Consider the following 16767-nt stretch of genomic DNA (forward strand, 5'->3'; position numbering starts at 1 on the left):
ACCATAAGCTTATAGTATAAATACCATATAAGTTCCCAGGATCATCTTCCGCCCATGAGTCCGCTTCCCGCTTCGCCTGCCCTCAACAGCCTCCTGCGCCTGCTGCGCGAGGGCGCGCCGCTGGTCGAGCGGGTCGGTGCGCTGCGCCGCTTGCTGCTCGAACATCCGGGCACGCGCCAGGCCTGGTACCTGGCCTGGCAGCCGCAGGCGCAGACCTATACCCCGGTGCCGCCGTCGCCGGCGCTGCCGCCGGGCGCCGGCGAGCCGAACCGGGCCAGCGACCTGGCGTTGCGCGAGCGGCTGGTGCGCGACGGCCGGCTGGCTCTGGACGAATTGCGGCGTTCCGCCTCCTGGCTCGGCGCGCGCTTGCGGCGTGCCGGCGTGGAGCATGGCATGGCCTTCGCCCTCGACCTGCAGGCCGGCGACGAAGGCCTGCTGCTGGTGGCCAGCGATACGCCGCAGAGCGCTGCGCTGGACTGGCTCGGCCTGCTCCTCGCACCGTTGCTCGCCGCCGCCCGTGGCGTCACCCGCGCTGCGCCGTTCCTCGCGGCCGACCCGCAGCCGGCGCTGCTGCTCGACGGCGAGGCGCAGGCGGTGGAATTCAACCAGGCCTTCCTTGCCTTGCTTGGCGAGCGGCCGCGCGAGGCCTGGCGCGCTTACCTCCCGGCCAACCATGGGCAACTGGTGCGCGCCAGCCTGGGGCAGGCGCGGGCCCTCGGCGAGGTGGAGGCGGAGTGCGACGGACGCATCCTGCTCTGGCAGTTCATTCCCGACAGCGCCGAGGCCCGGGTGCTGGCGCGCTGCCGCGACGCAACCGCCAGCCTGCGCGGCGAGCGCGAGGCGGCGCGGGCCAGCCGGCTGTACCGGCTGATCACCGAGAACACCACCGACCTGATTTCCCGGCATACCCTCGACGGCATTTTCCTCGACGCCTCGCCGGCTTCCTGGACCCTGCTCGGCTACTGGCCGGAGGAACTGCGCGGGCGTCCGGCGCAGGCGTTGTTCCACCCCCAGGACCGCGGCCAGGTGGCGCTGCGCGCGCGCGAAGCGCTGGAGCAGGACGGCTACCTGACCATCACCTACCGTATCCGCCACCGCGACGGCCGCTACCGCTGGTTCGAGACCGCCAGCCGGGCGATCCGCGAGACCTACACCGGGGCGGTGGTGGAGGTGGTCAGCGTGTCCCGCGATGTCACCCGGCGGGTCGAGGCGGAGGAGAACCGCCGGCGCCTGGCCGAAGTGGTCGAGGCGAACACCGACCTGGTGCTGTTCGTCGAGCATGGCGGCCGCGTCACCTACCTCAATCCTTCGGCACGTGCCGCCCTCGGCATCGCCGACGGGCAGGAGGCGCCGGCGCTGGAACGCCTGCTGGCCGGCGACACTCCGGCGCGGCTGGCCGAAGAGGGTTGGCGACAGGCGCGCGATGGCGGCGTTTGGAGCCGCGAGGGGCGCCTGCAACCGCAGGACGGGCGTCCGTCGCTGCCAGTCTCGCTGGTGTTGCTGGCCCATCGCGGCCGCGGCGAGGAGCGCTATTACTCGCTGGTGGCCCGCGACATGACCGAACGCGAACTGCGCGAGGCCCAGCAGCGCCGTCACCAGGACGAACTGGCGCACACTGCGCGGCTGGTCACTCTCGGCGAACTGGCCTCGGGCATCGCCCACGAGATCAACCAGCCGCTGGCGGCGGTGATGAACTACGCCAGCGCCAGCCAGCGTTACCTGGCCGTCCTCGGCAGCCAGCCCGAGGCCGCCGGGCGGGTGGCCGAGGGGCTGGCGCGGATCGGCGAGCACGCCGGCCACGCGGCGGAGGTGATCAAGCGCCTGCGCGCCTTCCTGCGCAAGGGCCAGCGGCGCCTGCAGGCGCTCGACCTCAACCAGGTGGCACGCGAGGCCATCGGCCTCTGCGCGTGGGAAGCCGGGCACTGGCAAGTGGCGGTGGAAGAGGCGATGACCGACAATCCGCCGCCGCTGTATGCCGACCGCGTGCTGCTCGAACAGGTGTTCCTCAATCTGCTGCGCAACGCCATCGAAGCCAACCGCGAGGCGCATCCCGGCTCGCCGTCGCGGGTCGTCATCGGTAGCCGCGTCGAGCCCGGCGGGCTGCTCTGCCTGTGGGTTCGCGACCAGGGACCAGGAGTGCCGGCGGATCAGCTGGAAGACATTTTCACGCCGTTCCACACCAGCAAGCCGGAAGGGCTGGGCCTGGGCCTGTCGATGAGCCGCAGCATCGTCGAGGGCTTCGGCGGCACCCTCGAAGCCGAGCTGCCGGCGGATGGCGGGTTGCTCATGAACTGCCGGCTGCCGCTCGCCGCCGGCGCCACGGGAGGGTAACGATGGCTATGCCTGACGAAGCGCTGGTCTACGTGGTCGACGACGACCAGGGCATGCTCGAATCGACGGTCTGGCTGCTGGAATCGGTCGGCCTCAAGGCACGGCCCTTCACCCAGGGCCGGGACTTCCTCGATGCCTGCGAGGGCGGCCGCCATGCCTGCGTCCTGCTCGACGTGCGGATGCCCGGCATGGGCGGGCTGAACGTGCAGGACGAACTGCTGGCGCGCGGCATCGACCTGCCGGTGATCTTCGTCAGCGGCCATGCCGACGTGCCCATCGTGGTGCGCGCCTTCAAGGCCGGTGCGGTGGATTTCATCGAGAAACCCTACAACGAACAATTGCTGCTCGACAGCGTGCAGCAGGCCCTCGATCGCCACGCCCGTCGGCGCCGGCACCACGATCTCGACGCCGGGTTGCACGAACGCCTGGACAGCCTCACCCCGCGCGAGCGCGACGTGCTCTTGCCGCTGGTGCGCGGCTATACCAGCCGCGAGGTGGCCGAGCAACTGGAAGTCAGCGTGAAGACCGTCGACCTCTACCGCGCGCGGGTGATGAAGCGCATGCAGGCCCAGACCCTGCCGGAGCTGGTGGGCATGGCCATCGCCGCCGGGCTGGTGGACCCGCTGCGCTTGCGCGAGGGCACCTGAGCGCGCGCGGGCCCTGGCGCGGGGCGGGAAGTGGCATAGTTTGATATCTCATATGGTTATATGAAAACCATATTTCACCGGATGTTTGGTTATTAATAGACTGCGGCCCACCCGGCGCCCGACGTCGAACCCCATTCCTCCGCGAGATACCCATCATGAAGATTCGCCTGCTTGGCGCAGCCTTGGCGGCTGTGTTCACCCTGATCGGCAGCGCTGCCCATGCCGACGACCTGGCCGACATCCGCAAAAAGGGCGAGATCGTCATCGGCACCCTTGGCACCGACGAGCCGAACAGCTTCATCGACCCGAAGACCCGTCAGATCATCGGCTACGAGGTCGATCTTGGTACCGAGATCGCCAAGGCCATCGGGGTCAAGCCGGTGTTCAAGCAGATTTCCGTGGCGGCGCGTATCCCGGAGTTGCAGCAGGGCCACGTGGACCTGCTCGCCGCCTCGCTGACCCACAACAAGGAGCGCGAGGCGCTGGTGGATTTCTCCTATTCGATCATCGTCACCGGGCAGAAGGCCTTGGTGAAGAAGAACGCCGGCTTCGCCTCGCTGCATGACCTCGACGGCAAGAAGGTGCTGACGGTCAAGGGCGGCACCCAGGAGCCGAACATCCGCAAGGCGTTGCCCAACGCCCAGGTGGTCACCTTCGAGACCAGCCAGCAGGCGCTGCTGGCGTTGCAGCAGGGCAAGGGTCAGGCCTTCGTCGACGACGAGTCGGCACTGGTCAACGATTTCGGCAAGCTCGGCGCGGCGGCCGGCGGCTACGCCATCCTGCCGGAGAACCTGAGTACCGAGGCCCTGGCCATCGCCTTCCGCAAGGGCAATCCGCAACTCAAGCAACTGGTCGACTCGACCCTCGCCGGCCTGGAGCGCAGCGGCGTGGCGGAGCAGCTGTACCTCAAGTGGTACGGGCCGGGCACCAAGTCCAACCTCAGCGAGCGCCACTTCAAGATCGATTCCGACCGGATCCCCGAGTGAGCGCCTGACGTCTCTGCGTGACGGCGACCATGCGCGTCGCCGCCCGTCCCCTGTGAGTCCTCGCGGACAGCGTGCGCCTTTCCCATGTTCGAGTTCGATTTCTCCCTGCTGCTGCGCGGCCAGTACCATGAGATGCTGGTCGCCGGCCTGCTGCTGTCGCTGAAGCTGGCCGCCGTCACCCTGGTCTTCGCCGTGCCGCTGGCGATGCTGGTGGCGCTGCTGCGCCTGGCGCCGTTCCGCGCCCTGCAATGGCTCGGTTTCGCCTATGTCGAGAGCATCCGCAACGTACCGCTGCTGGCGCACATGCTGTTCTGGTACTTCGCCGCGCCGGAATGGCTACCCGAGGACCTCAAGGCCTGGCTCTACGCCGGCAACATCGAGGCCGCCAGCGCTATCGTCGCGCTGACCCTGTACACCGCCGCGTTCATGAGCGAGGACATGCGCAGCGGCATCCGCGCGGTGCCCACGGTGCAACTGGAGGCCGCCCGCGCGCTGGGCTTCGGCTACCTGGCGAGCATGCGCCTGGTGATCCTCCCGCAGGCCTTGCGGATCACCGTACCGCCGCTGATCTCGCAAACCCTCAACCTGTGGAAGAACACCAGCATCGCCACGGTGATCGGCGTCGCCGAGCTGATGTACCAGGCCGGCCAGGTGGAGAGTTCGACCTTCCGCAGCTTCGAGTCCTTTGCCTTCGCCACCGCGGCCTATCTCAGCGTATCGCTGCTGATCACCGGCGCCGCCGCCTGGTACCAGCAGCGCTATCCGGGAGTCGAACGGCGATGACCACCCTGGAACTGATCGATATCTACTGGCTGTACTTCCTCGTCGGCCAGTACCCCAACGGGCCGTTGGGCGGGCTGGCCCTGACCCTGGTCCTGGCCTCGCTGGCGCTGCTGCTGGCGCTGCCACTGGGCATCCTGCTCGGCCTGGCGCGGGTCAGCCCCTGGCGCTGGCTGCGCTGGCCGATCACCGCGCTGGTCTTCGTGGTGCGCGGGGTGCCGTTGCTGATGGTGATCTTCTGGGCCTATTTCTTCCTGCCGACCCTCACCGGCCAGCGCACCGACCAGTTCACCACCATGCTGCTGGCGCTTGTGCTGTTCGACGCGGTGTACCTGGCCGAGATCGTCCGCGCCGGCATCCAGGGCCTCGACCGTGGCCAGTTCGAGGCGGCGCGTTCGCTCGGCCTGGGCTACCTGGCGAGCATGCGCCTGGTGATCCTCCCGCAGGCGCTGCGCAACATGCTGCCGTCGTTGGTCAACCAATTCGTCTCGACGATCAAGGAGACCTCCCTGGGCTACATCATCGGCCTGGCCGAAGTCAGCTTCATCGCCTCGCAGATCAATACCCAGGTGTTCACCCTGCCGACCCAGGTCTACCTGATCCTCGGCCTCACCTATTTCATCCTGTGCTTCGGACTGTCGCGTTTCGCCTTCTGGCTCGAACGCCGCCAGGCGCAGCGCGGCAATCCCAAGGAGGCCCGATGATCCGGCTGGAAAAGGTCAACAAATGGTACGGCGCCTACCACGCCCTGGCGGATGTCGACGAACAGGTCGGCCGCGGTGAGGTGGTGGTGGTCTGCGGACCCTCGGGCTCCGGAAAATCCACCCTGATCCGTACCCTGAACCGCCTGGAACCGATCCAGGGCGGGCGCATCCTGATCGATGGCCAGGACATCCACGCTCCCGGCCTGGACCTCAATCGCTTCCGCTCGCACATCGGCTTCGTGTTCCAGCAGTTCAATCTGTTCCCGCACCTGAACGTGCTGGACAACTGCACCCTGGCGCCGCTCCGTTTGCGCGGCCTGAAACCCGCGGAGGCACGCCGCCAGGCCTTGGCGCTGCTGGAGCGGGTCGGCCTGGCGGACAAAGCGGCGGCGTTCCCCGCGCGGCTTTCCGGCGGCCAGCAGCAGCGCGTGGCGATCGCCCGCGCGCTGGCGATGGAGCCGCCGCTGATGCTGTTCGACGAACCGACCAGCGCCCTCGACCCGGAGATGGTCGGCGAGGTGCTGCTGGTGATGCGCGACCTGGCCCGCGACGGCATGACCATGGTGGTGGTAACGCATGAGATGGGCTTCGCCCACGACGTCGCCGACCGCGTGCTGTTCATGGACGCCGGCCGGGTGCTGGAGCGCGCCAGCCCCGACGATTTCTTCAACCGCCCGCAGCACCCGCGTGCGCGGAAGTTCCTCGCCGACATCCGCACCCCCTTCGCCCAACCCCTGTGAGGAACGCCATGAGCACTCCGAGTCTGCCGATCATCGATATCGCCGCCCTTGCCGGCAGCGACCCGGCGGCGCGACGGTCGGTCGCCGTGCGAATCGACCGCGCCTGCCGCGAGCAGGGCTTCTTCTACGTGGTCGGGCACGGCGTCGAGGCGCAACTGGTCGAGCGCCTGGAGCGCCTGGCGCGGCAGTTCTTCGCCCTCGACGAGACGAGCAAGCTGCGCTGGCGCATGGAGCTTGGCGGGCGCGCCTGGCGCGGCTATTTCCCTCTTGGCGGCGAACTGACCTCCAACCGCCCGGACTGGAAGGAAGGCTTGTACCTGGGCAGCGAACTGGACGCTGAGCATCCCGAAGTGCGCGCCGGGACGCCGCTGCATGGCGCCAACCTGTTCCCCGAGGTGCCCGGCCTGCGCGAGACGCTGCTGGAGTACCTGGACGCAACCACCCGCGTCGGCCACCGGCTGATGGAGGGCATCGCCCTCGGTCTGGGACTGGAAGCCGACTACTTCGCCGCGCGCTATACCGGCGATCCGCTGATCCTCTTCCGCCTGTTCAATTACCCGAGCCAGCCAGTGCCGGAGGGCCTCGACGTGCAGTGGGGCGTCGGCGAACACACCGACTACGGCCTGCTCACGCTGCTCCACCAGGACGCCATCGGCGGCCTGCAGGTGCGCACCCCACAGGGCTGGCTGGAGGCTCCGCCGATACCGGGCTCGTTCGTCTGCAACCTCGGAGACATGCTCGAACGCATGACCGGCGGCCTCTACCGCAGCACGCCGCACCGGGTGGCACGCAACACTTCGGGGCGCGACCGCCTGTCGTTCCCGCTGTTCTTCGATCCGAACTTCCATGCCCGCGTGCAGCCCATCGAAGGGCTGCCCGAGGTGCCGGAACAGGATGACAGCGCCCGTCGCTGGGACCAGGCCAACGTCCACGCTTTCCACGGCGAGTACGGCGACTACCTGCTGAACAAGGTGGCCAAGGTATTCCCGCAGTTGCGCCGCGACCTGCTCTAGGCGCGCGGCCGGACGCTACGCTCCGGCCGCGCTGGCGGGTTCAGCCGAGCGGCGCCGGCGACCGCACCGGCTGGTAGGAGCGCTCGCCGCCCAGGGCTTCCGGCGTACGGCTGCTGCCCTGCAGGGCGGTGTCGAAGACCCCGGCGAAGCGCTGGCGATCCTCCAGGCTGGTGGCCAGCGCATGGCCATAGGAGACGATCGCCTGGTTCACCGGGAAGCGCTCGGCCTGGTAGCCGGCCAGGGCATCCTCCAGCGCGCAGGCGTCGCGCAAGGCCAGGTCGAGGGCGTCGGCCAGGGCGCTGGCGTCCTCGATGGCCAGGTTCATGCCCTGGCCGGTGATCGGATGCACGTTGTGGATGGCGTCGCCGAGCATCGCCACGTTGTCCGCCCAGTAGCGGTCCAGGTTCAGGTAGCCGATGGGGATGCCCTTGAAGCGCGAAGTGCCGGTGACGGCGGCGATCGCCTCGGCGCTCTCGTCGCCGACGAAGCGTTGCAAGCGCCGGCGCAGCGACTCGCCGCGGGTGTCGGCCATCAGCTCGCGCGCCTCCTCCCTGGGGAAGCTCACCACCAGTCGCGCGCGGTCGAAACCGATCGGATAGAAGTAGGCCAGCCCGCCCTGCGAGTCCACGTACAGGCGGTTGCGCTCGGCCACGCAGGGCGCCAGGGCGAAGGTGCCGACCAGCATCGGCGACGGGTAGGGGCGGCGTTCCACATCGATATCGAGCAGCCGGCGGCGCACGTAGGAGGCGATACCGTCGGCTCCCACCACCACCCGCGGACGCAGCACGCGGCCGTCGTTCAGGCGCACCTGGTCGATCGCGTGGCGCTCGTCGCGCTGCACCGCTTCGATGCGGGTCTCGAACAGCATCTCGACGGTCGCTTCGCCGTCGATCTTTTCCAGTACCAGGCGGCGCAGCGACTCGCAGGGCATGAGGATGAAATAGCCGCGCGCGTCGACGCTGGAATAGTTGAAATAGCGAAGCAGCTCGCCGTCGTGATAGACCTCCAGCTCATGGCGGACCCGCCCACCGCGACGGGTCACCTCGGCCAACAACCCGGCCGCCTCGACCACCCGGATGCCGGCCGGCTTGAGCAGGTCGGCGCCGTTGATCGCGCGTTCGCGCCGTGCCTGCTCCACTACCACCACGCGGTGGCCCTGGCGGCCGAGCAGGTAGGCGAGCATCGCCCCACCGATGCCGCAGCCGTTGATCAGTACATCGATATGGTTGTCCGTCATGGATGAGTCTCCGTGTCGTTCCTGGCGGAAAAGGGAAGGGTGGAGGCAGCAGCATAGCGACGGAACGTTATGCAGAATGGGTGTTGTCTGCACTTGGTCGCCTGTCCGGCCCGGTTGTCCGGTCTCGCCGCCAGGCGGGAGTGCCGGCCCTTGCGGGCCGGACAGCTTCAGGAAGCGTCGATCCAGATGGTCTTCAACTCTGTGTACTGGTCGTGTGCCCAGACCGACTTGTCGCGACCGCCGAAGCCTGACTCCTTGTAGCCGCCGAAGGGCGTCGAGGCGTCGCCCTCGCCGAAGCAGTTGACGGTGACGATCCCCGCGCGGATCTCTCGCGACAGGCGCAGTGCGTGGCGCAGGCTGCCGGTGTAGGCCGAGGCGGCGAGGCCGTAGACGGTGTCGTTGGCCAGGGCGATGGCTTCGTCGATGTCGTCGAAAGAGGTGACCGAGAGCAGCGGGCCGAAGATTTCCTCGCGGAACAGCCGGCTGTGCGGCGAGACGCCATCGACCACGGTCGGCTCGACGAAGATGTCAGCCTCGGTGGCGCCGCCGAAGCGCACCGCCAACCGCTCCGTCCTGGCCTGGTCGAGGTACGCGCGGACCTTCTCGAAGTGCGCCGGGCTGACCAGCGCGCCGAGGCGATTACGCGGATCCAGCGGGTCGCCCATGCGCCACTCGCGGAGCTGCGCGCCGATGCGTTCGAGCAGCGCCTCGCGGACCTCGGCATGGACGATCAGCCGCGAGGACGCCGAGCAGTTCTCGCCCATGTTCCAGAACGCGCCGTTGACCACGTGTTGCGCCACCAGGTCGAGGTCCTCGACATCGTTCATCACCACCGCCGGGTTCTTGCCGCCGCACTCCAGTACCACCCGCTTGAGGTTGGACTCGGCGGCGTACTTGAGGAACAGGCGGCCGGTCGCGGTGGAGCCGGTGAAGCTGACCATCGCCACGTCCGGGTGGCGGCCCAGCGGTTCGCCGGCCTCGCGGCCGCCGCCGGGGACCACGTTGAACACCCCGGCGGGGATCCCCGCCTGGCTGGCCAGTTCGGCGACGCGCAGGGCGGTCAGGCTGGTCTCGGGGGCCGGCTTGACCACTACGGAGCAGCCTGCCGCCAGCGCCGGGCCGATCTTCCAGGCGAGCATCAGCAGCGGGAAGTTCCACGGCAGCACCAGGCCGACCACGCCGATCGGCTCGCGTACCACCATGGCCAGCGCCGCCGAACCGACCGGGGCGGTGCTGTCGTAGATCTTGTCGATCAGTTCGGCATGCCAGCGCAGGGTATTGATGGTTTCCGGCAGGTCGGTGTGCTGGCATTCGCGGATCGGCTTGCCGCTGTCGAGGCTCTCCATCACCGCCAGTTCCAGCAGGTGCTCTTCCAGCAGCTCGGCCAGGCGCAGCAGCGCCGCCTTGCGCTCGGCGGGCGTGCGCGAGCGCCAGCGGCCGTCCTCGAACGCCCGCCGCGCGCTGGCCACGGCGTGCCCGACGTCCTCCGCGTCGCAGGCGGCGACCTGCGCCAGCAGCTCGCCGGTGGCCGGGTTGGTCGAGGCGAAGGTGCGGCCGCCGCAGGCATCGCGGAACCCTCCGTCGATGAAGGCGCGCTGGGGAAGGTCCAGCGTCGCGGCGATGGCCGCGTATTCCTCCCGGCTCAGCAGCTCAGTCATGGCGCCCACCCTCGACGATCCGCGCGACCTCGCCCTTGAGCCTGGCGACGATCTCCGCCAGTGCCGCCTTGCCGGCCTCGTCCAGCGCCTTCAGCGGCGCACGTACGCCGCCGGCGCGCAGGCCGGCCAGTTCGCAGCCGTGCTTGATCGACTGGACGAAGTGACCGCTTTCGAGAAAGTCCATCAGCGGCATCATCGCCGCCATGATGCGCCGGCCCTTGGCGAAGTCGTTCTCGACCACGCAGGCCTGGTACAGGGCGAGGTGTTCGCCAGGGATGAAGTTGGAGCCGGCGCAGACCCAACTGCGCGCGCCCCAGGCGAAGAACTCCAGGGCCTGGTCGTCCCAGCCGCAGGACAAGGTGATCCGCGGGTGGCGGCAGGCCAGGCGGTGCAATTGCGCGGTGGAGCCGGAGCTTTCCTTGATCGCGACGATGTTGCGGCAGCCGGCGACGGCGGCGAAGAACGCCTCGTCCATCTCCACGCCCATCCGCGCCGGATAGTTGTAGAGCATGATCGGCAGGCCGGCGGCGCGATCCACCGCCAGCACGTGCTCGGCGATCTCCCGCGAGGTCGGCAGCGCGTAGGGCGGCGAGCCGACCAGGATGGCGTCGGCGCCGATGGCGCGGGCGGCTTCGGCGTAGGCCAGCGAGTCCTCGGTGCGGATCGCGCCGGTTCCCACCACCAGCGGCAGGCGCCCGGCGATGACTTTGCTGGCGTGGGCGGCGAGGGCCAGGCGTTCCTCGGCGGTGTGCGCGTAGTACTCGCCGGTGGAGCCGCCGATCACGATGCCGTGCACCTTCGACTCGACGAGAAACTCCAGGACCTCGGCGAAGGCCTGGGTGTCGATGCTGCCGTCGGCGCTCAGCGGGGTGATGGCGGGGGTATAGATACCTTCGAATTTCACGGGGTTTCCTCCTGTGGGATGCTGGGCCGCGGCGCACCCGGCGGACGCTGCCGCGGCGGGTGGTTCAGGTGAGCGAAGCCGCCTGCTGCAGGTTCAGCGAACGGGTTTCCGGCGCCAGGGCCCAGGTCACGAGCAGCCCGAGCAGGGTCACCAGCGCGGCGGCGTACATGGTCTGGGCGGTACCCAGGGTTTCCAGGGAAAGCGGCACCAGGTAGGTGCCCACCGCGGCGCCGACGCGCGATAACGAGGTGCCGACGCCGACCGCGAAGGCGCGGATCTCGGTGGGGAACAGTTCGTTCGGGTAGACCAGTTGCAGCACCTGGGCGCCGCCGATGAACAGCGCGTAGGCACCGAACAGGCCGAGGATGGTCGCCTCCGAGCCGGCGTGGAAGACGCCCAGCCCGAGCAGCGCCAGGCCGGACCAGAGGAAGCTGTGCAGCAGCATGCAGCGCCGGCCGATGCGGTTGATCAGGCGGGTGGCGATGATGCAGCCGATGACGAACAGCAGGGTGATCGCCACCGAACCGTAGGAGGCCCAGTCGCCCTTCAGGTTCAGCGCCAGCAGCACCTTGGGCGCGAAGGCGTAGACGGCGAACACGGGGATCACCGAGCAGGTCCAGAACAGGGTGACGAAGAGCATGCGCTTGCCGTAGCCGGCGTAGAGCAGGTGCCAGATGGTGACCTTCCGTTCCAGCGCCTGTTCGGGCAGGTTTTCCAGCGAGAAGGCTTCGCCGTAGACCTGGCGGATGACCCGTTCTGCGTCCGCGTCGCGGCCCTTGCTCAGCAGCCAGCGCGGCGACTCGGGGGTGCCGATGCGTAGCAGGAACAGCACGGCGCCGATCGCCGCGGTGCTGGCCAGTACCAGGCGCCAGGCGTCCTCGCCGCCGCTGCGCAGGATCAGGTCGCCGACCAGGTAGGCGAAGGCGGCGCCGGCGAACCAGAGGATGGTCAGGGTGGCCAGGCGCGGTCCGCGATACTTCTTCGGCAGGAACTCCACCAGCAAGGCGGTGGCGACCGGGTACTCGATGCCCACCGCCACGCCGATCAGGAAGCGCAGGACGAACAGCGCCGCCGCCGAGTCGACCCCGTACTGCGCCAGGGAAGCGAGGACGAACAGGCTGGGGCCGACGAAGAACAACCTGCGGCGGCCCAGGCGGTCGGTCAGCCAGCCGCCGAGGAAACCGCCGAAGAAGATGCCGACCAGCGCCGAGGCGGCGATCATGCCCTGCCAGAAACTGCTCAGTTGCAATGCCGCGGTCATCTGCAGCATCGCCACGCCGATGATGCTCAGCACGTAGCCGTCGACGAAGGAGCCGCCGCCGGAGCGCAGGGTCAACAGCCGGTGGAAGGCGTTGAGGGGTACGTCTTCGATCGAGGTCGTAGGATTTGTCATTATTGTCTCCTGGTTCTAACCGCTGCCGGTGAATTCGGGCCGAGCGAATCCGCGAGGCTGGAACGCTCTCCAGCTCCGGTCTTCAATGGCCGTCTGAATCGAAGTCGGCGCCCGCGGGCGCGTTCCTAGGGATGCCTAGCTTTCTCTACCTGCTCGATACTGCCCCCACCTCAGGTTGAGGTTCACGCCAAGGGAAAGGAGTGGTTCGGGTGGATTGCCGCTGGGACCGGGCGCGCGCAGCAGGAAGTCGATCAGCTCGTTGCGTTCGCCCGCCAGCCAGTCGGCCAGCAGCTTCCCGGTGACGGTCCCGCGGGTTACCCCCAGGCCGTTGCAGCACAGGGCGCCATAGACGTTGGGCGCCAGCTCGCCGAAGTGCCCCATGTGGTTCCTCGACAGCGCCAGCGAGCCGCCCCAGGTGTAGTCGAAGCCGACTTCCGGGAGCATCGGGAAGCGCTGGCGGAACGAGGCGCGATGGCGTACGGCGAAGCGCTCAAGGTACTTCCCGGCGCTGCGTCCGTCAGGGTTGAAACTGAAGCTGTTGCGGATCAGCAGGCGGTTGTCCGGGGTACGCCTCACCGTGGTGCCGTAAGGGTCGGCCGGGATCAGGCCCCAGTAGGGGCGCCCGCCGAGACGGGCCTGCTCCTCGGCATCGAGCGGCCGGGTCAGGCTGGCGTAGGTGAAGATCGGCAGCATCCGCCCCTGGAGGAAGCCGAAGCTCATGCCGAAGGCGTTGTTGGCGAGGACCAGGCGGTCGGCCAGGATGCTGCCGTGGGGATGGCTCAGCAGGGTCCTGTCGCCATATTCCACGGCGGTGATCGGTGTGTGTTCGTAGAGGCTGACGTTGCCCGGCAGGCTGTCGGCCAGGCCCTTGACCAGGGCCGAGGGCTGCACCAGCAGGGTACCGGGGGTGAACAGGGCCTTGCGATAGAAAGCGGTGCCGATGTGTCCCGGGAGGTCGTCCGCCTCGATCACCTCGTAGGCCTGGCCGAGCCGATCGAGGCCGCGCCGGTAGGCGTCGAGCACAGCCACGCCGCGCGCCTCGACGGCCGCCTGGTACTTGCCGCAGGCCTTCATCTGGCAGTCGATGGCATGGCGCTGTACCTGTTCGCGGAGCAGCGACTGGCCGGCGAGATTGAGCTTCAGGCCGATCCGGGCGGTCGCTATGTCGCCGATGTAGTCGTCGGCGCCGATGTCGTGGGGCAGGTCGATGGCGAAGCCGGCGTTGCGCCCGGCGGTACCGAAGCCGACTTCCTGGGCCTCGACCAGGACGATCTCCTCGTCGGGAAAATGCAGCGCCAGCTGGCGCGCGGCGGCGAGGCCGGTGAAGCCGGCGCCGACCACCACCCAACGGGCGGCGCTCCTGCCGTAGTGGGCCGGCTTCGGCCGCCGCGGCGGGCTGAGGTGATACCAGCCGCAGGAACGGTCGTCGGCCGGAAGGTGGGTTACTTTCGTCATCGCAGGGACCTGACTCTTGTTATTGGAACCCGGTAACCATCCCCTGCGTGACCGCCTCCGCTTCTCGGGCGGGGCCGTGGCGCGGGGGCTCGCTAACCCTCGTAGACCAGCGCCACCTCCACTCCGGCCGGTGCCGCGTACTCGGCCATGCGCCGGCGCGACAGCTCGAAATGCGCACGGACGATGTCCGCCGCCGCATCCGGATCGCGCCGCTGGATGGCATCGACGATCTGGTCGTGCTGGTCGCAGGCGAGTTCCAGGTCGCGTTGCATGTCGTCGGTGGTCGGATGGCGGTAGAAGATCTTGCCCAGCCGCGCATGGTCGATCAGCAAGCGGCGCAGGCTCGGCATGAGGTAGTCGTTGTGGGCCATCCTGCCGATCTCCAGGTGGAAGGCGTCGTTGTGGATGACGCGGTTTTCCACATGCTTCTCTTCGATGGCCTTGCGGAAATCTTCCTGGATCGCCTTGAGCGTCTCGATCTCCGCTTCGCTGGCATGGGTGGCCGCCAGTTGCGTGGTGGCGATGTAGATCAGCGGCGCGGCGAGAAAGAAGGCGTGCAGCGAGTCGTGGCTCATGGCCGCGACGCGCGGCGCACGGTTGGCTTCCAGTTCGATGTAGCCCTCGGCGGCGATCTGCCGCAGCAGTTCGCGCACCGGCGGGCGCGAGAGGCCGAACTCGTCGCACAGGGCGAGTTCGTCGACGACCGCGCCGGGCGCCAGTTCCATGCTCAGGATCCGCCGGCGCAGCGCATCGCCCAGCACCGCCTTGCGGTCGAAGGGGGCATCGGCGCTGTTCGAGTCGACGTCGGGTTGGGCTTTCATGGAGGCCTTTCTACTTGTCATGGGCTTTGTCTACAGTTTGTATAATGACTATAGGGTTCTGTTAGACAATATGTCTACAGGTTTTCGGGGCGTCTCCGCACCGTTCGTCCGCGCTGTTTCCGCTGACGCCGTGGCGTGTGAAAGGGGCAGCCCCCCGAGGGCGTATTTGAGCACATTCCCCCGGCGCGCCAGGGAGGCGCCAAGTCACATGGCTTGCGCATATGATGGAGCGCCCGGGGTTTTCGCCGTGACGGCAGGCGTCGCGGCCCGCTGGCCGGGAACAAGAAGAACAAGAGGCACGAATCGATGGAAAGAAGGCGTTTCAGCGCCGCCCTGCAAGGGCAGAACCTCAGGTTCACCGGGGCCGGGGAGGGGGGCTCGGCACGGGCGCGGGTGGGCTTCCTGAGAGAGGGTGAGAAATACCGAGGGGGAGGTGCGCGAAAAATCGAGATATAGCGGGAGGGGATGGGGAATATCGAGACGAGAGAATGAAAAGGTGTTGCCAGGGGTGAAACGAAGACCCGGCTCATTCGACCGGGTCAAAAAGCGTCATCTGATCCTTTCGCTGCCTGCGGTGCTTCCTGACTATTTCGTAGATCAGCCCTTCTGAAATTCCGAACTCCTGGACCAGCTTGTCGGCGTTCGATCCATCGTAGCGCTGCAGGATGTGCAACTCCAGACGCTTGCGGGCCAGGTCATCTTTGACCGGGAAAACAAATGTCAAACCGGCCCAGCGCCGATGCAGCTGGAACGCCACCTCCTCCGACTCGGGCACCGCCTTCTCCCGAGGAATCCCGTTGCGCACGAACGCTTCGACGATCAGTTCGGCCAGCTCGCTGAGCATGTTGTTCCGGCGGCGGATCTGCTGCGAACGGATCTCCTTCATTATTACCTCCGCTTGCTATCTGCGGCCGCCTGGAGCGTTTCAACCAGGGCCTTGAGGATTGGACGCTGCCGCCGCCACCCTTTCGGCAGCTGTTCCAGGCCGGCCGCCTGTTCTGGATGCTCAATGCCCAGGCCCTGGCAGAGCCGATCCACTTCAGCGAGTAGGTACCGCTTCTCCTGCTCGACGTGCAGCGCTGCCAGGATTGCCGTGAGCTGATCTGGCTTCTTCAGCCAGGCGACCTTGGCCACGCCGAACATCTGCTTTGCGATCTTGTCGGCGTAACTCCAGGGCAGCCTCATCTCGGCCAACTGCGCCTCGATGACCTGGACCTCGGCGGGCAGCTGACTGAAGTTATGCGGCTTGCCGGCTGCTCGCTTGCTGGGCTGTGGTTGCCAGCCCAGGCGCTTGAACTCCGTCAGCAACTGCTCGGCCTGGCGCAGGTTGAGATCCCGCGCCGATCCCTTGCCGAACATCACCTGCAGCTTCTGCCGATAGACATCGTCCTGCAGGCCGAGCTGCTGACGAGCGATGTGGATCTTGCTGAGCAGCCCCCTAGCGAGTGCCATGGAACACCTCCATGCCATGCCGACGTCCCAGCCGGCGCAGCTCAGCATCGCTGACGCCCAATTCGCGAGCGAGCCTGGCCGTCTGCGCAGCCAGCAGCGCCTGGGCTTTGATCATCCGGCTCAACCAGACCTTCGGGTTCACGCCAGGAGCCGGCTGCAAAGCCGGCAAGGGAGCTGGGGAGCGTTGGGGCTCGGTCTTGGCTTGCGTACGTGGCGCGGCAGGCTTCGCTTTGAGCGACGAATTCTCGGCCAGGGCTCCGTTGTATACCGGCGTCTTCATGGGGTTGATGACGAAAGTGTCCGGCAACTCACGCATCTTGTACCCGACTTTCTCGATCTGACCGCCGCCGGCCAGGAATTGCTGAACAAGTTCGTCCAGCTCCTGAGCCTCCTGCCGCTTTACGTCAGCATCACGCCGAGGTGGATCGCCGGCCGTTGAGTGGTAGCGCTCCATCACCTGGCCTCCTTGTTGAGCTGTCGAATGCGGCTGTGCAGCTTCTTCTCGACGGTCTTCTGCAGACCGGGTACCGAGAGCGCAGCACGGCATTGCTCTAGATTGAAGCTGTCCAGAGCGCGCAGGCGATCATCAGCACTCACTGCACCGTAGTCCTTGTCAGGACGAATGAACGGATTGGCTTGCGACATC

At 67.7% G+C, this 16767-nt stretch carries 17 protein-coding genes and 1 pseudogene; 8 read left to right on the top strand and 10 right to left on the bottom strand.

Annotated features, from left to right (window positions below; translation table 11 throughout):
- The first annotated feature begins 54 nt into the window (after positions 1 to 54).
- From bfiS to ACM0M4_RS04020, 7 genes are all read left to right on the top strand, one after another.
- Entirely contained in the window at positions 55 to 2331 is a 2277-nt protein-coding gene (gene bfiS / locus ACM0M4_RS03990) for a two-component system sensor histidine kinase BfiS (protein ID WP_019371431.1), read from the top strand.
- Between the two features lie 2 nt (positions 2332 to 2333).
- On the top strand, positions 2334 to 2978 hold the full coding sequence (gene bfiR, locus ACM0M4_RS03995; RefSeq protein WP_003114717.1) for a two-component system response regulator BfiR: 645 nt from the start codon (positions 2334 to 2336) through the stop codon (positions 2976 to 2978).
- Between the two features lie 155 nt (positions 2979 to 3133).
- The gene (locus ACM0M4_RS04000) at positions 3134 to 3964 is read left to right on the top strand and encodes an ABC transporter substrate-binding protein (RefSeq protein WP_014602473.1); all 831 of its coding nucleotides are present in this window, start codon (positions 3134 to 3136) and stop codon (positions 3962 to 3964) included.
- Positions 3965 to 4048: 84 nt separating this feature from the next.
- Entirely contained in the window at positions 4049 to 4747 is a 699-nt protein-coding gene (locus ACM0M4_RS04005; protein ID WP_003101388.1) for an amino acid ABC transporter permease, read from the top strand.
- Complete coding sequence (locus tag ACM0M4_RS04010) at positions 4744 to 5448, top strand: amino acid ABC transporter permease (protein ID WP_115288960.1); 705 nt, start codon at positions 4744 to 4746, stop codon at positions 5446 to 5448. Before ACM0M4_RS04005 ends, ACM0M4_RS04010 begins: the two co-directional genes overlap by 4 nt.
- Entirely contained in the window at positions 5445 to 6188 is a 744-nt protein-coding gene (locus tag ACM0M4_RS04015; RefSeq protein ID WP_003118985.1) for an amino acid ABC transporter ATP-binding protein, read from the top strand. Before ACM0M4_RS04010 ends, ACM0M4_RS04015 begins: the two co-directional genes overlap by 4 nt.
- An 8-nt stretch (positions 6189 to 6196) precedes the next feature.
- A complete protein-coding gene (locus ACM0M4_RS04020; RefSeq protein WP_003101381.1) occupies positions 6197 to 7201 on the top strand; it encodes an isopenicillin N synthase family dioxygenase in 1005 nt (334 codons plus the stop codon).
- Positions 7202 to 7241: 40 nt separating this feature from the next.
- Here the strand turns inward: ACM0M4_RS04020 and pqsL are convergent, their stop codons facing one another.
- The 6 genes from pqsL to ACM0M4_RS04050 form a co-directional block, all read right to left on the bottom strand.
- Positions 7242 to 8438 carry an FAD-dependent monooxygenase PqsL gene (gene pqsL, locus ACM0M4_RS04025; RefSeq protein WP_003101379.1) on the bottom strand — a complete coding sequence of 399 codons (1197 nt, stop codon included), beginning with the start codon at positions 8436 to 8438 and terminating at the stop codon, positions 7242 to 7244.
- A 167-nt stretch (positions 8439 to 8605) separates the two neighbouring features.
- Complete coding sequence (locus tag ACM0M4_RS04030) at positions 8606 to 10096, bottom strand: aldehyde dehydrogenase (protein ID WP_023096435.1); 1491 nt, start codon at positions 10094 to 10096, stop codon at positions 8606 to 8608.
- Positions 10089 to 11000, bottom strand: coding sequence for a dihydrodipicolinate synthase family protein (locus ACM0M4_RS04035; RefSeq protein ID WP_023096436.1), 912 nt, complete (start codon positions 10998 to 11000; stop codon positions 10089 to 10091). The genes ACM0M4_RS04030 and ACM0M4_RS04035 overlap by 8 nt, the downstream gene beginning before the upstream one ends.
- A gap of 64 nt (positions 11001 to 11064) precedes the next feature.
- Positions 11065 to 12393, bottom strand: a complete 1329-nt coding sequence (locus ACM0M4_RS04040; RefSeq protein WP_003101374.1) for an MFS transporter — start codon at positions 12391 to 12393, stop codon at positions 11065 to 11067.
- Positions 12394 to 12528: 135 nt separating this feature from the next.
- Positions 12529 to 13848 carry an NAD(P)/FAD-dependent oxidoreductase gene (locus tag ACM0M4_RS04045; RefSeq protein ID WP_003101373.1) on the bottom strand — a complete coding sequence of 440 codons (1320 nt, stop codon included), beginning with the start codon at positions 13846 to 13848 and terminating at the stop codon, positions 12529 to 12531.
- 92 nt (positions 13849 to 13940) lie between these two features.
- On the bottom strand, positions 13941 to 14669 hold the full coding sequence (locus ACM0M4_RS04050) for a GntR family transcriptional regulator (protein WP_003101372.1): 729 nt from the start codon (positions 14667 to 14669) through the stop codon (positions 13941 to 13943).
- 306 nt (positions 14670 to 14975) lie between these two features.
- On the opposite strand from ACM0M4_RS04050, the pseudogene ACM0M4_RS04055 reads away from it, so the two are divergent.
- Positions 14976 to 15074 (top strand): annotated as a pseudogene (locus ACM0M4_RS04055) (hypothetical protein); the annotation flags it as partial.
- A gap of 121 nt (positions 15075 to 15195) precedes the next feature.
- Here the strand turns inward: ACM0M4_RS04055 and ACM0M4_RS04060 are convergent.
- Genes ACM0M4_RS04060 through ACM0M4_RS04075 form a run of 4 tightly spaced genes read right to left on the bottom strand, consistent with a single transcriptional unit; the run spans position 15196 to position 16766 of the window.
- A complete protein-coding gene (locus ACM0M4_RS04060; RefSeq protein ID WP_121411703.1) occupies positions 15196 to 15555 on the bottom strand; it encodes a Mor transcription activator family protein in 360 nt (119 codons plus the stop codon).
- Between the two features lie 2 nt (positions 15556 to 15557).
- Positions 15558 to 16121 carry a gp16 family protein gene (locus ACM0M4_RS04065; protein ID WP_003094181.1) on the bottom strand — a complete coding sequence of 188 codons (564 nt, stop codon included), beginning with the start codon at positions 16119 to 16121 and terminating at the stop codon, positions 15558 to 15560.
- Complete coding sequence (locus ACM0M4_RS04070) at positions 16108 to 16575, bottom strand: hypothetical protein (protein ID WP_016852433.1); 468 nt, start codon at positions 16573 to 16575, stop codon at positions 16108 to 16110. Before ACM0M4_RS04070 ends, ACM0M4_RS04065 begins: the two co-directional genes overlap by 14 nt.
- Positions 16575 to 16766, bottom strand: a complete 192-nt coding sequence (locus tag ACM0M4_RS04075; protein WP_016852434.1) for a hypothetical protein — start codon at positions 16764 to 16766, stop codon at positions 16575 to 16577. Before ACM0M4_RS04075 ends, ACM0M4_RS04070 begins: the two co-directional genes overlap by 1 nt.
- Position 16767: the final 1 nt, after the last annotated feature.

Source organism: Pseudomonas sp. 18-147, from assembly GCF_051048045.1.
GTDB lineage: Bacteria > Pseudomonadota > Gammaproteobacteria > Pseudomonadales > Pseudomonadaceae > Pseudomonas > Pseudomonas aeruginosa.

What these genes read in the sequence shown, in the direction of transcription:
- ACM0M4_RS04060 (WP_121411703.1), bottom strand. Translation starts at nt 15,555, where the DNA reads ATGAAGGAGATCCGTTCGCAGCAGATCCGCCGCCGGAACAACATGCTC.
- pqsL (WP_003101379.1), bottom strand. Translation starts at nt 8,438, where the DNA reads ATGACGGACAACCATATCGATGTACTGATCAACGGCTGCGGCATCGGT.
- ACM0M4_RS04005 (WP_003101388.1), top strand. Translation starts at nt 4,049, where the DNA reads ATGTTCGAGTTCGATTTCTCCCTGCTGCTGCGCGGCCAGTACCATGAG.
- ACM0M4_RS04020 (WP_003101381.1), top strand. Translation starts at nt 6,197, where the DNA reads ATGAGCACTCCGAGTCTGCCGATCATCGATATCGCCGCCCTTGCCGGC.
- ACM0M4_RS04075 (WP_016852434.1), bottom strand. Translation starts at nt 16,766, where the DNA reads ATGTCGCAAGCCAATCCGTTCATTCGTCCTGACAAGGACTACGGTGCA.
- ACM0M4_RS04050 (WP_003101372.1), bottom strand. Translation starts at nt 14,669, where the DNA reads ATGAAAGCCCAACCCGACGTCGACTCGAACAGCGCCGATGCCCCCTTC.
- ACM0M4_RS04030 (WP_023096435.1), bottom strand. Translation starts at nt 10,096, where the DNA reads ATGACTGAGCTGCTGAGCCGGGAGGAATACGCGGCCATCGCCGCGACG.
- ACM0M4_RS04070 (WP_016852433.1), bottom strand. Translation starts at nt 16,575, where the DNA reads ATGGAGCGCTACCACTCAACGGCCGGCGATCCACCTCGGCGTGATGCT.
- ACM0M4_RS04010 (WP_115288960.1), top strand. Translation starts at nt 4,744, where the DNA reads ATGACCACCCTGGAACTGATCGATATCTACTGGCTGTACTTCCTCGTC.
- bfiS (WP_019371431.1), top strand. Translation starts at nt 55, where the DNA reads ATGAGTCCGCTTCCCGCTTCGCCTGCCCTCAACAGCCTCCTGCGCCTG.
- bfiR (WP_003114717.1), top strand. Translation starts at nt 2,334, where the DNA reads ATGGCTATGCCTGACGAAGCGCTGGTCTACGTGGTCGACGACGACCAG.
- ACM0M4_RS04015 (WP_003118985.1), top strand. Translation starts at nt 5,445, where the DNA reads ATGATCCGGCTGGAAAAGGTCAACAAATGGTACGGCGCCTACCACGCC.
- ACM0M4_RS04065 (WP_003094181.1), bottom strand. Translation starts at nt 16,121, where the DNA reads ATGGCACTCGCTAGGGGGCTGCTCAGCAAGATCCACATCGCTCGTCAG.
- ACM0M4_RS04045 (WP_003101373.1), bottom strand. Translation starts at nt 13,848, where the DNA reads ATGACGAAAGTAACCCACCTTCCGGCCGACGACCGTTCCTGCGGCTGG.
- ACM0M4_RS04040 (WP_003101374.1), bottom strand. Translation starts at nt 12,393, where the DNA reads ATGACAAATCCTACGACCTCGATCGAAGACGTACCCCTCAACGCCTTC.
- ACM0M4_RS04000 (WP_014602473.1), top strand. Translation starts at nt 3,134, where the DNA reads ATGAAGATTCGCCTGCTTGGCGCAGCCTTGGCGGCTGTGTTCACCCTG.